General features: G+C 69.7%; 14 protein-coding genes. 7 read left to right on the top strand and 7 right to left on the bottom strand.

What is annotated here, in order from left to right; genetic code table 11:
• Both AC07OH_RS31670 and AC07OH_RS31675 read right to left on the bottom strand, forming a co-directional pair.
• Positions 1 to 452: contractile injection system protein, VgrG/Pvc8 family (locus AC07OH_RS31670; RefSeq protein WP_495303330.1), on the bottom strand; the 452-nt coding region annotated here is incomplete at its 3' end.
• A gap of 123 nt (positions 453 to 575) precedes the next feature.
• On the bottom strand, positions 576 to 1,454 hold the full coding sequence (locus tag AC07OH_RS31675) for a LysR family transcriptional regulator (protein WP_489063005.1): 879 nt from the start codon (positions 1,452 to 1,454) through the stop codon (positions 576 to 578).
• Between the two features lie 107 nt (positions 1,455 to 1,561).
• Between AC07OH_RS31675 and AC07OH_RS31680 the strand changes: the two genes are divergently transcribed.
• Genes AC07OH_RS31680 through AC07OH_RS31695 form a run of 4 tightly spaced genes read left to right on the top strand, consistent with a single transcriptional unit; the run spans position 1,562 to position 3,928 of the window.
• Positions 1,562 to 2,164: a DUF6306 domain-containing protein gene (locus AC07OH_RS31680; protein WP_495303331.1), complete on the top strand. Its 603-nt coding sequence runs from the start codon at positions 1,562 to 1,564 to the stop codon at positions 2,162 to 2,164.
• Between the two features lie 57 nt (positions 2,165 to 2,221).
• On the top strand, positions 2,222 to 2,917 hold the full coding sequence (locus tag AC07OH_RS31685; RefSeq protein ID WP_495303332.1) for an RNA polymerase sigma factor: 696 nt from the start codon (positions 2,222 to 2,224) through the stop codon (positions 2,915 to 2,917).
• Positions 2,918 to 2,954: 37 nt separating this feature from the next.
• Positions 2,955 to 3,524 carry a ferritin-like domain-containing protein gene (locus AC07OH_RS31690; protein WP_495303333.1) on the top strand — a complete coding sequence of 190 codons (570 nt, stop codon included), beginning with the start codon at positions 2,955 to 2,957 and terminating at the stop codon, positions 3,522 to 3,524.
• Positions 3,521 to 3,928, top strand: a complete 408-nt coding sequence (locus AC07OH_RS31695) for a c-type cytochrome (RefSeq protein WP_495303334.1) — start codon at positions 3,521 to 3,523, stop codon at positions 3,926 to 3,928. The genes AC07OH_RS31690 and AC07OH_RS31695 overlap by 4 nt, the downstream gene beginning before the upstream one ends.
• Here AC07OH_RS31695 and AC07OH_RS31700 read toward each other — a convergent pair.
• Positions 3,915 to 5,237 (bottom strand): aminotransferase class V-fold PLP-dependent enzyme, encoded by a 1,323-nt coding sequence (locus AC07OH_RS31700; protein ID WP_495303335.1) that lies wholly within the window; start codon positions 5,235 to 5,237, stop codon positions 3,915 to 3,917. The two genes, AC07OH_RS31695 and AC07OH_RS31700, sit on opposite strands and share 14 nt — an antisense overlap.
• Before the next feature lie 4 nt (positions 5,238 to 5,241).
• The gene (locus tag AC07OH_RS31705) at positions 5,242 to 6,144 is read right to left on the bottom strand and encodes an amino acid ABC transporter substrate-binding protein (RefSeq protein WP_495303336.1); all 903 of its coding nucleotides are present in this window, start codon (positions 6,142 to 6,144) and stop codon (positions 5,242 to 5,244) included.
• 133 nt (positions 6,145 to 6,277) lie between these two features.
• Between AC07OH_RS31705 and AC07OH_RS31710 the strand changes: the two genes are divergently transcribed.
• From AC07OH_RS31710 to AC07OH_RS31720, 3 genes are all read left to right on the top strand, one after another.
• Complete coding sequence (locus AC07OH_RS31710; protein ID WP_495303337.1) at positions 6,278 to 7,207, top strand: LysR family transcriptional regulator; 930 nt, start codon at positions 6,278 to 6,280, stop codon at positions 7,205 to 7,207.
• A gap of 274 nt (positions 7,208 to 7,481) precedes the next feature.
• The gene (locus AC07OH_RS31715) at positions 7,482 to 9,014 is read left to right on the top strand and encodes an FAD-binding oxidoreductase (protein ID WP_495303338.1); all 1,533 of its coding nucleotides are present in this window, start codon (positions 7,482 to 7,484) and stop codon (positions 9,012 to 9,014) included.
• A 25-nt stretch (positions 9,015 to 9,039) separates the two neighbouring features.
• On the top strand, positions 9,040 to 10,296 hold the full coding sequence (locus AC07OH_RS31720) for a lactonase family protein (RefSeq protein WP_495303339.1): 1,257 nt from the start codon (positions 9,040 to 9,042) through the stop codon (positions 10,294 to 10,296).
• Between the two features lie 3 nt (positions 10,297 to 10,299).
• Here AC07OH_RS31720 and AC07OH_RS31725 read toward each other — a convergent pair whose 3' ends face one another.
• From AC07OH_RS31725 to AC07OH_RS31735, 3 genes are all read right to left on the bottom strand, one after another.
• Complete coding sequence (locus AC07OH_RS31725) at positions 10,300 to 11,769, bottom strand: N-acyl-D-amino-acid deacylase family protein (RefSeq protein ID WP_495303340.1); 1,470 nt, start codon at positions 11,767 to 11,769, stop codon at positions 10,300 to 10,302.
• Positions 11,766 to 12,683: a MurR/RpiR family transcriptional regulator gene (locus AC07OH_RS31730; protein WP_495303341.1), complete on the bottom strand. Its 918-nt coding sequence runs from the start codon at positions 12,681 to 12,683 to the stop codon at positions 11,766 to 11,768. Before AC07OH_RS31730 ends, AC07OH_RS31725 begins: the two co-directional genes overlap by 4 nt.
• A 10-nt stretch (positions 12,684 to 12,693) precedes the next feature.
• Positions 12,694 to 13,582, bottom strand: an 889-nt coding sequence (locus AC07OH_RS31735) for an alanine racemase (RefSeq protein ID WP_495303342.1), incomplete at its 5' end; no start/stop codon positions are given.

Genomic DNA, 13,582 nt, shown 5'->3' on the forward strand with positions numbered 1-13,582 from the left:
CTGCGCTGCTGGAAGACCTGGCTGCGCCCTTGCTGGGTGGCCAGCCAGAGCCAGGGCACGAGCGTGAGGCGGTAGCGGGCCAGGCCGCCGTCGGAGCCCAACGACTCGACGGCGCGAATCAATCCAGTGCGCTTTGCGAGCGAGCCATTGGCCAGCACGGTGACCAGCGTCAGCGGCTGGTCGATCAGCGATGAAAGTGCCAGGTCCGCGCGCAAGCTCAGGCACACGATGCGCAACTCGAACAGCTGCGACACCGCCTCGCGCTGCACCCAACCCTCCACGCGCAGGGCGTCGATGCTCTCGCGCGCAGCGGACGAAGACGATGAAGCGGCACTCGGCGCTTCGAGGCGATACAGCCGCGCCGTCTGGCTCAGCTCGGCCCACAGGGCGCTGCGGTCAGCGGATGGTGACGACGAACGCATGCGCAAGGGCACGCTGCCGTGGTTGGACATGAAACTCCCCGAACTTATTTTTCTTCCCCGCGTTGCGCGGGGTGGCATGCGTCCGATTGTCGGAGTCCCGGTGGCCCGAGCGTAAGTACCTGAAAGTAGCACCCGGCGATGCAGGACGGCGCCTCAGTCCGGCAAATGCACGCCGCTGTCCCGGCGCCCTTCTTCCTCTGCCGCCACCAGCCGCAGCCCGGCGCGCACGCGCGCCAGCGTCTCGTTCTCGCGCTGCGGCGCATACACGGCGTGCGCCGAATGCGAGAACTCCGGTGCGCCCTCCACCAGCCGCAGCCGGCCGTCGGCCAGGAAGGGCCGCGCGACGCCGATGCGAAAGTAGCCCGCGCCGCCCACGGCGAGCAGGTAGGTGAGCGCCAGCGGCCCGAGCGAGATCGACACCGGCGCATGGGCCAGCTCCGGGAACGCGGCCTCGTGGTTGGCCGCGAAGGCCGGGCCCCAGTCGACCGACACGTAGCGCGTGCGGTCGAGCCGGCCTTCGGGGTCGGTGGTGACCATCACCAGCCGCTCCTCGGCCAGCAGTTCGGCCACGAGGCCGGGGCGCTGCGGCGGGTTGTAGAGCACGGCCAGGTCGAGCGCGCCACCCTGCACAGCGTCGAGCAGGCGCTGCGCGCTGTCGACCTCGGCGCGCAGCGCGATCTCGGGGCAGACGCGGTGCATCCAGATCAGCCAGTCGGCCAGCAGCGGATGCCACAGGCTGGGCTCGCTGCCCACGCTCACGCCCTCCTCGATCCCCGGCGGCAGCGCCACATGCTGGCGTGCGCGCTCCCACACCTGCACCAGCGTGGTCGCGTGCGCCACGAAGCGCTCGCCCGAGGCGGTGAGCCGCGCACCGGCCTTGTTGCGCACGAACAGGCGCCGCCCGAGCTGGTCTTCGAGCAGGCGGATGCGCGCGCTGACGGCGGTCTGCGTCAGGTGCAGCCGCTCGGCCGCGGCCACGAAGCTGCCGGTGGCCGCGACTTCGAGAAAGGTGCGGGCGAGGCCTATGTCCATCGGATTCATATTAGTTTTTTTGCACTCATTTGCAATGAACATTCATTGGCTTGGGGAGAAGCATCGGTTCACCATGGGCAGGCACACGTTTCCAGGAGCCCCGCCCCATGCGTCCCCTGCCGCCCATGCCCCACGCCGCCCCGCCCAACGATGCTGCTGCGCCCTTCGCCGACACGCCCGCCGCGCTGCGTGCGCAGGGGCTGCGCTTGCCCGAGCGGGTGGAGGTGTCCTCGCCGGTCTGCTACGCCGACGAGCTGGACGCGGCCTACCGCGAAGCCGGCGACCGCGACGACCTGCTGGCCGCGCTGAACGAACTGCTCGAAGCCGAGCGCGCCGGTGCGCGCATCACGCTGCGCAGCGCCACCGAGACCGACGACCCCGCGCTGCAGCGCCTGGTGACCGACATCCACCGCGACGAGGTGCGCTGGTGTGGCGTGCTGATCGACGCGATCCAGTCGCTGGCCGCCACGCCCAGCACGCGCACCGGCGCGTTCTACGAGCGCGCGATGGCGGTGCCGGAACTGGGCGCGCGCCTGGCGCTGCTCAACCGCGGCCAGGGCTGGGTGGTGCGCAAGCTGCAGGCGCTGCTGCCGCGCATCGTCGACGCGCACATCCACGGCGAGCTGACGGCCATGCTGGTGTCGCACCAGCAGAACATCGCGCGCGTGAACGCGCAACAGGCGCCGCACGGGCCGCAGGAAGGCGCCTGAGAAAGTTGCAACACGGCGCGGGGATGCGCCATCCAATGGGCAGAAGGAACCCACCGCATGCCGCCCACCGCCCTGCCCCTGACTGCCGATGCCGACGCGAACGCGCCCGACGCCGAACTGGCCGCACGCGCCGCGCAGGGCGACACGCAGGCCTTCGCGCGCATCATGCGGCGCCACAACCAGCTGCTGTTTCGCACCGCGCGCAGCATCCTGCACAGCAACGCCGACACCGAAGACGCGCTGCAGGACGCCTACCTGCGCGCCTGGCGCGCCATCGGCGGCTTCCGTGACGAAGCAAAGCTCTCGACCTGGCTGGTGCGCATCGTCATCAACGAGGCGCTGGGCCGCCTGCGCCGCCGCGGCGCACAGGTGATTCCGCTCGACGGCGGCATGGCTGCGGGGGACGACGACGACGCCCCCGACACGCAGCTCGCCGACGACCCCGATCGCCAACCGGAGCGCCTCGCCATGCGGGAAGACCTTCGCCGACTCATGGAGCGCCGCATCGACCGGCTGCCCGACGCCTACCGCACCGTGTTCGTGCTGCGCGCGGTGCAGGAACTCAGCGTCGGCGAAACCGCCGAGGCGCTGCAGCTGCCCGAGGCCACGGTGCGGCTGCGCTTCTTCCGCGCCCGCAGCCTGCTGCGCGAGAGCCTGTCGCGCGACATCGACCTGGCGACGGGCGACGCCTTCGCGTTCGACGGCGCGCGCTGCGACCGCATCGTGGCGCGCGTGCTGGCGGCACTGCCCTGATGGCTTCCCACAACCACCACCCCGAGGAGACCCCACCATGTCCTTTTTCCTGATGCCCACACCGGCCGCCGCGCGGCGCGCCTTTCTCGGCCACTCCGGCCTGATGCTGTCGGGCGCCGCTGTGGCGCTGCTGGCGGGGCGCGACGCGCTCGCCGCCAAGAGCGGCGGTGCCACCGGCAACGACGTGCAGATCCTCAACACCGCGCTCGGCGCCGAGCTCGAAGCCATCGCGGCCTACCAGCTCGGTGCGGAAAGCAAGCTGCTCGAGAAGCCCGTGCTCGACCTCGCCGTGACCTTCCAGGGCCACCACAAGGAACATGCCGACGTGCTGGCCAAGACCATCGCGAAGCTCGGCGGCAAGGCCGTCGCGGCCAAGGCGCGCTACGACTTTCCGGTGGAACAGCTCAAGTCGCAGGCCGATGTGCTGCGCTTCGCGGCGAAGCTTGAACAGGGCGCCGTGAGCGCCTACCTGGGCGCGGTGCCGCTGTTCGGCCACCGCGAGCTGTCGAAGGCCGCAGCCAGCATCCTCGGCGACGAGGCGATGCACTGGGCCGTGCTGCGCCAGGCGCTCGGCGAGGCGCCGGTGCCTTCGGCGTTCGTGTCGTGAGCCGTGCGGCGCGCGGGCTCGCAGCGGGCCTGCTGGCCGCATGGGCCTGTGCGGCTGCCGCAACGCCCGACGCGGTGCGCGGCGAACAGGTCTACGCGCGCTGCCAGGCCTGCCACGCGCTGGCCGCCGACCGGGTCGGGCCGCGCCACTGCGGCCTGTTCGGCCGGCTCGCCGGCAGCGTGCCGGGCTTCGCGTACTCGGAGGCGATGAAGAAGTCGCGCATCGTGTGGAACGACAAGACGCTCGACCGCTTCCTCAGCGCCCCGCTCGCGATGGTGCCGGGCAGCAGCATGACCTACGACGGCGTGCCCGATCCACGCGACCGCGCCGACCTGCTCGCCTACCTGCGGCAGGCGAACGACACGCCGGCCTGCGCGGCGCCGGCGCGGCCTACGCCGCGCTGACTGCGGGCGAGGCGGACGCGAAGGCGCCCGCAATCTCGCGCGTCACGCGCAGGAAGGCTTCCATTTCGCCCACCGTGTGGCAGTGCAGCGGCGACACGCGCACGGTGCCTTCGAGCCCGAAGGATTCGAGCATCCGCTTCGAGTAGATGCTGCTGGCCACGCGCTCGTACACGGTGACGCCACGCTGGCCGTACTCCACCACGGCCTGCGTGCAGTCGAGCCCGTCGAAGCCGATGCCCAGGATCAGGTCGCGCTGCGTCAAGTCTTCGTGGTCGAGGAACACCTGCACGCCGTCGAGCGCGCGCAGGCCCGGCGTCCGCGCGGTGCCGTCGAGCAGCGTCGCCAGCAGCGCGCGCTCGTGCAGCTCGATGCGTTCGATGCCCGCCACGAAGCGGGCGCGGCGGTCGGTCGCATCGGTGAAGTGGCCACCGAGCCAGCCCACGTAGTCGACGATTTCGGTGAGCACCGCGAACTGCCACGGCGCCGAGCTGCCCAGCTCCCAGTGGCCGGGCTTCTTGCCGGCCAGCTTGTGGTGCGGCAATGCAGCCGCGCGCTCCGACATCCACGAGAAGCCCGAGCCGCGGCAGCCGAAGAACTTGTAGGGCGCGAGGTTGATGCCGTCCACCGGCGTCTGCTGCAGGTCGATGACGCCGTGCGGCGCGTGCTGCACGGCATCGACGAGGATGTACAGGTCGGGTTTGATCTCGCGCGCGCGCCGCACGATGGCCGCCATGTCGAGCTTGGCGCCCGAGATGTTCGACGCGTGGATCACGTTGAGCACACAGGTGTTCTCGTCGACCAGCCCCACGATGGCGTCCACGTCGACACCGCCGGTGACGGGGTTGCTCTTCGCCACGCGCAGCTCGCGCCCGAGGCGCTCCGCATACAGGCGCATGGCGTCGAAGGCCGACGGGTGCTCGAGCGCGGTCGTGACCATGTTCGTGCCCGGCACGTTCTCGGCCACCGCGCGCACCATGTCGAACATCGCGCCCGACGCGGTGAGCGAGGGGTACACGCTGCCACCCGTGGCGTTGAGGATGGTGCGCAGGTCGTCGGCGCCGCGCGCCTGCATCGCCTGCAGCTCGACGGCGGTGGCGTGGATGCGCTCGGCGTTGTCGGGAATGGCGTCGACCAGCGCGAAGCGCTCGACCGCCGCCTTCAGCCGGAACGAGCCGCCGGCGTTGTCGAAGTACAGGCGCTCGCGGCCATGGTGGTCGCGTTCGATGCCCAGGAAGCGCTCGCGCACCTGGCGCATCAGCGCATCGGAAAGGAGCTCGCCTTGGGGCAGGTCCGCACGTGTGGCTGCCATGGTGTCAGACGCCCTTGTTGTTGGGGTTCTTGTAGATCTCGCGCACCGCGTCCGTCATCGGGAAGTTCAGGTTCGCGTTGCGCGGCGGGATCGGCGAGAGGAACCACTTGGTGTACAGCTGCTCGATGGCGCCCGACTTCATGAGGCCGTTGACGGTCTCGTCGACCAGCGCCTTGAACTCGGGGTCGTCCTTGCGCAGCATGATGCCGTAGGGCTCCTGGCGCAGCGACTCCTTGAGGATCTTGTAGTCGCCCGGGTTGGTGGCGCTGGCGATCATGCCGGCCAGTTGCACGTCGTCCAGCACGTAGGCATCGGCGCGGCCGGTGGACAGCAGCAGGAAGCCGTCGGAGGTGTCCTTGCCCGCGATCTCGTTCACCTCGATGGTGCCGCTCTTGCGCGCACCGCGCAGCAGCTGGATCGAGGTGCTGCCCGAGACGGTGGCCACGTTCTTGCCATTGAGGTCGGGCAGCGCGTTGATGCCCGAGCTCTTCTTCACGGCGGCCGTGATGTTGGTGACGAAGTGGCTCGGCGCGAAGTCGACCTGCGCCTGGCGCTGCGTGGTGTTGGTGGTGGTCGCGCAGTCCAGGTCCACGGTGCCGTTCTGCAGCAGCGGGATGCGGTTGGTCGAGTTGAGCATGGTGTAGCGCACCTCGATCTTCGGCAGGCCCAGCTTGGCCTTTACCGCATCGACGATCTTCAGGCAGATGTCGTTGGTGAAGCCGATGGGCGCGCTGTCGGCGCTGAGCTTGTACGAGAACGGGATCTGGCTGTCGCGCGCGCCGATCTGGATCGTGCCGCTGTCCTTGATCTTGCGCAGCGTGCCGGCGTCCTGCGCGCTGGCGGCGCCGCAGGCGAAGACGAGGGCGAGTGCCAATGCGAGAGGGGCGAGAGGCAGTTTGAAGTCCATGGTGTGTTCCTTGGGTTGCAATGACGGTGGCCTGGCGCGCATCTTCTGCGTCCCGATGAATTTCTAAAAGCGATTTTTTGTGATCGAATCGCATGAAGAAAAGCGTTCTTTCTTTCAGGAGCCGCCCGCCGTGATGACCTTCAAGCAACTCGAAGCCCTCTACTGGATCGCCCGACTGGGCGGCTTCGCGCAGGCGGCCAACCAGCTGCACACCTCGCAGTCAGCCATCTCCAAGCGCGTGCACGAGCTGGAGCAGCTATTCGACACCGAACTCTTCGACCGCAGCCAGCGCACGGCGCGTCTCACCGAAAAAGGCGAGGAGATGTTCGTGCTCGCCAGGAAGCTGCTCGACCAGCGCGACGCCGCCGTCGAGCAGTTCGGCAAGCCCGGCGTGGTGGAGCGGCGCATCCGCCTGGGCGTGACCGAGCTCACCGCGATGACGTGGCTGCCGCGCCTGGTCGGCCTGATCCAGCAGCACTACCCCAAGGTGATCCTCGAACCCGACGTGGACGACAGCCTGCAGCTGCGCGACAAGCTGCTGGCCGACGAGCTCGACGTGGTCATCGTGCCTCACACCTTCGCCGACTCGCGCATGCAGAGCAAGGTCATCGGCCGCGTGAAGAGTGCGTGGATGTGCAAGCCCGGCGTCGTGCAGGCCAGCGGCACCGTGCGCCTGCACGACCTGGCGCGCCACCGCATGCTGGTGCAGGGCAACAACTCGGGCACCGGCCGCGCCTACGACGCCTGGATGAAGGACCAGGGCGTGCAGCCCGCCAACGCGATCGTGGTGAGCAACCTCGTGGCGCTCACGGGCCTCACCGTGTCGGGCCTGGGCGTGAGCTACCTGCCGCGCGAATGCCTCGCGCCGCTGGTCGACGCCGGCATGCTCGAGGTGCTCGACGTGACGCCCGCGCTGCCCGTGGTGCGCTACGTGGCCATGCACAAGGGCGAGCACCGCAGCGCGCTCACGTCGTCGATCGTGATGCTGGCGCAGGCGTGCTGCGACTTCACGCGCATGTTCCAGGCACAGCCGGAAGACGAAGCCGCGGCAGGCGCGCGCTGAGATCGCAGGCGCTGTCTGCGCGCCCTTTTTTGCGCGCCGAATGCGGTGTTCGTGACGCGAAACCCACATGCTTTCGAGGGGGTGCGACGCGCTCGAAATTGACGGCAAGATGAGCGCCATCGCGCAGCATTCAGCACGACCCGCTGGAGATAAGACATAACGCTTCCATTTCCGGCCGGCCTTGCAAATGAATACCCGCGCGTAAGACACGCCCCAGGTTTCGCGTCCTTCTTTCGTCTTACCGCCGTCGCACGGCGTCCTTCAGAAAGTGCCCATGACCATCACCGTGACACGCCAGGATCCGCGCTACAACACCCTGAAGAAAGGCTTCAACCTGCGATGGCCTTCCGTTGATTCGGATGCGGCATCGCGCATCGAGCTGGTGGAGAACGCAGACGATGCCGCCGCCGCGCTGCAGCGCATCGTCGATGCAGGCCGGCGGCCCACGGTGCGCAGCGGCGGGCATTGCTATGAAGACTTCGTCTCCAACAACCCCGGCGGCGCGATCCTCGACCTGAGCCTGCTCACGCAGGCCAGTGCCGAGCGCAAGGGCGACGGCCGCTACCGCGTCGCACCCGGTACGCAGAACTGGAACGGCTACCTCGAGCTGTACAAGCAGCACAACGTCACGCTGCCCGGCGGCTCCTGCTATTCGGTGGGCGCGGGCGGCCACATCTGCGGCGGCGGCTACGGCCTCTTGTCGCGCCTGCAAGGCCTCACGGTCGACTGGCTTTCGGCGGTGGACATCCTCACGGTCGATGCGCGCGGCAAGGTCGTGCCGCGCACCGTGGACGCGACGCGCGAGCCCGACCTGTTCCGGGCCTGCCGCGGCGCGGGCGGCGGCAACTTCGGCGCGATCACCAGCTATGTGTTCGACACCCTGCCGACCGCGCCGCGCGAGGTGGCGCTCGCGGTGGTCGCGTTCGACTGGGCCAGCATGACGCCCGCGCGCTTCGCCCAGCTGCTCGCCATCTACGGCGACTACTGGGCCACGCGCGGCACCTCGCCCGACACCTGGGGCATGTTCTCGCTGCTCAAGCTTACGCACCGCTCGTCGGGCCAGATCGTGATGCTCACACAGTTCTGCAACCCCGACGGCACCTGCAACGACCTCACGGTGCTCCACGACTTTCTCGAGCGCTTTCGCGCCTGCACGCCCGTGCCGCTGAAGGGCCGCGCACCCGGCGTGGGCCCGGCACCGCAGCGGGACACGGGCCAGCTGCTGTGCTCCAAGCCGCACACCGTGACGCGCTACGACTGGCTCACGGCCACGCAGTACCTCAACGGCTCGGGCGAGAACCAGCGCGGCAAGTACAAGTCGGCCTACATGAAGCGCAACTTCACCGTGCGCGAGGCGCAGCGCATCTACACGCACCTCACGCGCACGATGCCCGGCATCGACCTGAGCCAGTCGCTGGTGCAGGTCGACTCCTATGGCGGCGCGATCAACAAGCCCGAGCGCATCGACGACACCGCCGTGCCGCAGCGCGCGTCGATCATGAAGCTGCAGTACCAGACCTACTGGCGCAGCGCGGCGGACGATGCGGGCCACCTGCGCTGGATCGGCGATTTCTACCGTGACGTGTACGGCACGCCCGACGTGCCCGAGCGCTTTGCCGGCACGCCCTACCCCGGCGAGCGCTACGAAGGCTGCTACATCAACTACCCGGACAACGACATGCTGGCGCACCCGTTCTGGCCGCAGCTCTACTACGGGGACCAGGGGCTCTACGCCTTCCTTCGGAAAGTGAAGCGGCGCTACGACCCGAACAACATCTTTCACCATGCCATGTCGGTGCGGCCCTGAACCCTTGCACGAGAGGAAAGAACCCATGACACACAGTCCCAGCCAGCCCGGTCAGAACCGCCGCGCCGTCATGCAGTGGATCGGTGGTGCCTCCGCGCTCGGCGCATTGACACCACTGGCCCCCGCCAGTGCGCAGACGCCCGAGACTGCAAGCAGCGCAGTCGCCAGCACCCTGCCCGCACCCCGCTTCGCCTACGTCGGCACCTACACCAGCGACGCACCGGGCGGCACCGCCGGCGGCCCGGCATCGAAGGGCATCTACGTGCTCGCGATCCGGGACGGCAGTTGGACGCCCGTGCAGACCGTCGCGAGCGCGAACCCCTCGTTCCTCGCGGTGCACCCGAGCCGGCGCTTCCTCTATGCGATCAACGAGATCGACACCTACCAGGGCCTGCCCACCGGCACGGCCGAGGCCTATGCGATCGATGCGAACGACGGGCGCTTGACGCTGCTCAACCGCCAGCCGCTCTCGCTCTCGGGCGTGGTCCCCGCGCACCTGGCCGTGTCGCCCGATGGCCGCACGCTGGCCGTGGCGCTGTACGGCGGCGGTGCCTACAACGTGCTGCCCATCGAGGCGGACGGCAGGCTCGGCAAGGTCTCGGGCATCGAGAAGGAAACCGGCACCGGCCCCGACGCGCAGCGGCAGGAATCGCCGCATCCGCACATGGTGCTGTTCGACGGCACGGGCCAGCGCCTGCTCGCCACCGACCTGGGCACCGACCGCATCAACGCGTTCACGCTCGCCGACGGCCAGCTGGCCCTGCTCGGCCGCACGGCCGTCGCGCCCGGCAGCGGCCCGCGCCACCTGGCACTGCATCCGTCGCAGCGCTTCCTGTACGTGGTGAACGAACTCGACGCCACGGTCGCGGGCTTCGGCTACGACGCGGCGAGCGGCAAGGTCGGGGAACAGCGCCAGCGCGTCTCGACCGTGCCCGAGGGCTACACCGGCCAGAAGAACGCGGCGGCGCTGGTGATGCATCCGTCGGGGCAGTTTCTCTACGCGAGCAACCGCCGCCTGAAGTCGGACCACCCGATGGCCGACAGCATCGCCGCGTTCCGCATCGACCCGAGCAACGGCGCACTGACACCGCTGCAGCACTGGAGCGAAGGCCTGCGCTTTCCGCGTGCGCTGGCGATGGCGCCCGGCGGCAGCCACCTCTACGCGCTCAGCCAGAAGGGCGACAGCGTCCTGCGCCTGCGCATCGACCCGGCCAGCGGCAAGTTGGACCAGCCGGTGCAGGTGGCGCAGGTGCCCGCGCCCGTCTGCCTGGTGTTTGCCTGATGCCTAGCGTCCGCGCGTGAGCATCCGCCCCGCGCGCGCCAGCACCTTCGCTTCGCCCTCGCCACCGCGATAGGCCAGCACGCCATTCACGAACACGCGCTCGACGCCGACGCTCACGCCATGCGGCTTGTCGTAGGTGGCGGTGTCGGTGATGGTCTCGGGGTCGAACACCACCACGTCGGCCATCGTGCCGACGCGCAGCAGGCCGCGATCGGCGATGCGCAGGTTGCGCGCCGTCATGCCTGTCATCTTGTGCACCGCCTGTTCCAGCGTGAAGAGCTTGCGCTGGCGCCAGTAGCGCGCGAACACGCGCGGGAACGCGCCCCACAGGCGCGGGTGCGGATGGCGGTCGTGCGGCAGGCCGTCGCTGCCGATCATGGTGAGCGGGTGCGCGATGACGCGCTCCACGTCTTCTTCCTGCATCTGGAAATAGCAGGCGCCGCCGGGCTTCAGGCGCAGGCAGGCTTCCTGCTCGGTGGTGCCCCACTCGCGCGCGATGTCGGAGATCAGGCGGCCGGTCATCTCGGGGTGCGGGTCGGACCAGGTCAGCAGCACGTCGATCACGCCGTCGACCAGGTCTTCGCGCAGCACGGTGGAGCCGGCCACGTAGGGGTAGACGTCCATCGCGATCTGCTGGCGCTGCGACAGCGCCTCGATCAGCGGCAGCGTCTCCTTCGTGCGGCCCCAGTTCGCGGGACCGGCGCACTTGTGGTGCGAGATGACCAGCGGCACGCCCGCGCTGAAGGCCGTGTCGCCGGCCTCGTGCAGCGCCTCGATGATCTGCTGCATCTCGCTGCGCAGGTGCGTGGCGTACACGCCGCCGTGGCGCGCCACGACGCGCGCGAGCGCGGTGACTTCTTCGGCCGGCGCGGCAAAGGCTTCTTCGTAGAACAGGCCCGACGACATGCCGTGCGCGCCCGCGGCCATGCAGTCGTCGAGCAGCGTTTCCATGCGCGCGAGTTCATCGCCATCGGCGGGCCGGTCGAGCGCCTGCATCGCCGCGAAGCGCAGCGTGGTGTGGCCCACGAGGGCTGCCACGTTGAGTGCCGGTTGAACCGCATCGACCGCCGCGCGGTACTCGGCCATGGTCGCGTGCTTGAACGAATCCGCGCCCAGCAGCGTGAGCGGCGGCTTCGACTGCGGCGTGCGGTACGGCGCCAGCGAAATGCCGCAGTTGCCCGTGACCACGGTGGTGATGCCCTGCGACACCTTGGGCAGGCACAGCGGGTCGCGCAGCACGATGGCGTCGTCATGCGTGTGCGCGTCGATGAAGCCGGGCGCGATCACCTTGCCGCGGCAGTCGACCACGTCGATGTCGGCGATGTTCAACCCTGCAGGCAGCCGCGTGCGCAGGCCGTCGCCCAGCGCCAGGATGCGGTCGCCCTGCAACAGCACGTCGCCGGGCCACGAAGGGCCGCCCGAGCCGTCGACCACGAGGCCGGCTTCGAGCAGCACGGCGTGTGCGTTGCTCATGATTCGCCGTCTCCCTTTTTTGCGTTGATACCGCCGCCGTCCCAGCTCTGCAGCGGGTGCGTGGTGGCGTCGATGCCGTGGCGCTGGAAAGCCTCGCGTGCGCGCTGCAGGCGCTGCACGGCGGGCTCGCCGCGGCGCTGCGCCACCAGCACGGTGAGGATCTCGATGACCGTGAGGTGCGTGAGGTAGGCGTCGATGCCCACGTGCATCACCGCGTCGTCGGGCACCGACAAGCCGATCAGGAAGTCGGCCTTGGCCGCGAGCGCCGTGCCCGGCCGCGTGATCGCGACCACCTTCGCGCCCTGCCCGCGCGCGATGTCGACCGCGTCGAGCAGCGAGGGCATGCCGCCCACGTGCGAGATGGCGATGACCACGCCACCCGGACGCTGCGCCGCGCCGGCCACCTGCTGCAGGTGGTAGTCGGCCCAGGCATTGGCCGAGAGGCCGAGGCGGAACAGCCGCGCCTGCAGGTCGTTCGCCATGAACCACGAGGTGGCGCCCGCGCCGTACAGGTCGACGTGCGGTGCGGCCGCGATGGCGCGCACGGCGCCGTCGAGCACCTGCATGTCGAGCTGGCCGCGCACGCCCGAGACCGAAGCCGCGGCGCTGCGCGCGATCTTGCTGACCACTTCGTCGGCGGCGTCTTCGATGTTGACGCGGCGGTGCAGCGGCGAGCCGCCGAGCGCCAGCTCCTGCGCGAGCGCGAGCTTGAACTCGCGCAGCCCGGCAAAGCCGAGGTCGCGGCAGGTGCGCATGATGGTGGGCACCGAGCTGCGCGAGCGCTCGGCCAGCTGCTCGAAGCTCTCTTCGAGCGCGCGGTCGGGGTCTTCGAGGATCAGGTCGAGAATCGCGCGCCGCGTGGCCGGGGCATCGCCACGCGCCTCGGCGATTCTCTGGAGCAAGGAGGGCGTCATCGGTGCGTTTTCAGAAGTGCATGGCGACAGCGTCGCTCACGCGGTAGTCGTTCTCGACCACGGGCATCCAGTGCCACTTGTCGAAGGTGGTGCAGGGGTGCGAAATGCCCAGGCCCACGCGGTCGCCGACCTTCGGTGCATCGGCCTCTTCGCTCGCGTCCCAGCGCAGGTAGGCGTGCTGGTCGTTCAGCGCAGTGATCTTCCAGCCGGCGGGCACGCCCTGCGGCTGCAACGCGCCGCGCGCCGCGCGCGCGATCGGCACGGGCATCGACAGGTCGAAGGAGATGTCGCGCTTGCCGACCGACAGGATCGCCAGGCCGGGCTCGGGCCGCGACTGCACGTTGGCCCAGACCTCCATCGCCGGCGTCAGGCCCTCGCCGCAGTCGCAGCCCAGGCGCTCGTCGACCACGCTCACCATGCGCTTGTAGAAGCCATGGTCGTGCGTGACGTAGCAGCCCGAGCGCAGCAGGCCGCGCACGGGCGCACCCAGCGCGGGCTTCAGGCGCCCGGCCACGAGGTCAAAGATGGCCGAGCCGCCGGCCGAGACCAGCACCTCGTCGGTCTCGAAGAGCTGGTGCGTGTCGCAGTGGCGCGCCACGGCTTCCACGCGGTCCATCAGCGTGGTGGCGTAGGCCGTGTCGGGCCCGCTTTCGCCGGTGGCGCCCTGCCCTTCATAGGTCTCGATGCCCACGAGCTTGGCCGCGTCGCTGGCGCGCACCCGCGTGGCGAGCGCAATGGCTTCGTCGTGCGTGCGGCAGCCGGTGCGTGCGCCCTGCACGCCGATCTCGAGCATGACCTCGAAGGGCACGCTGGCGGGATGGTGCTTCGACCAGTCTTCGATCAGCGCCAGCTGTGCGAGCGAGTCGACCAGGAACACGATGCGCAGGTCCGCGTGGTCG

The organism is Variovorax sp. GW821-FHT10C12 (genome assembly GCF_059415405.1).

Coding starts and splice junctions, on each gene's coding strand:
- AC07OH_RS31675 (WP_489063005.1), bottom strand. CDS start 1,454: ATGGACATAGGCCTCGCCCGCACCTTTCTCGAAGTCGCGGCCACCGGC.
- AC07OH_RS31680 (WP_495303331.1), top strand. CDS start 1,562: ATGCGTCCCCTGCCGCCCATGCCCCACGCCGCCCCGCCCAACGATGCT.
- AC07OH_RS31685 (WP_495303332.1), top strand. CDS start 2,222: ATGCCGCCCACCGCCCTGCCCCTGACTGCCGATGCCGACGCGAACGCG.
- AC07OH_RS31690 (WP_495303333.1), top strand. CDS start 2,955: ATGTCCTTTTTCCTGATGCCCACACCGGCCGCCGCGCGGCGCGCCTTT.
- AC07OH_RS31700 (WP_495303335.1), bottom strand. CDS start 5,237: ATGGCAGCCACACGTGCGGACCTGCCCCAAGGCGAGCTCCTTTCCGAT.
- AC07OH_RS31705 (WP_495303336.1), bottom strand. CDS start 6,144: ATGGACTTCAAACTGCCTCTCGCCCCTCTCGCATTGGCACTCGCCCTC.
- AC07OH_RS31710 (WP_495303337.1), top strand. CDS start 6,278: ATGACCTTCAAGCAACTCGAAGCCCTCTACTGGATCGCCCGACTGGGC.
- AC07OH_RS31715 (WP_495303338.1), top strand. CDS start 7,482: ATGACCATCACCGTGACACGCCAGGATCCGCGCTACAACACCCTGAAG.
- AC07OH_RS31720 (WP_495303339.1), top strand. CDS start 9,040: ATGACACACAGTCCCAGCCAGCCCGGTCAGAACCGCCGCGCCGTCATG.
- AC07OH_RS31725 (WP_495303340.1), bottom strand. CDS start 11,769: ATGAGCAACGCACACGCCGTGCTGCTCGAAGCCGGCCTCGTGGTCGAC.
- AC07OH_RS31730 (WP_495303341.1), bottom strand. CDS start 12,683: ATGACGCCCTCCTTGCTCCAGAGAATCGCCGAGGCGCGTGGCGATGCC.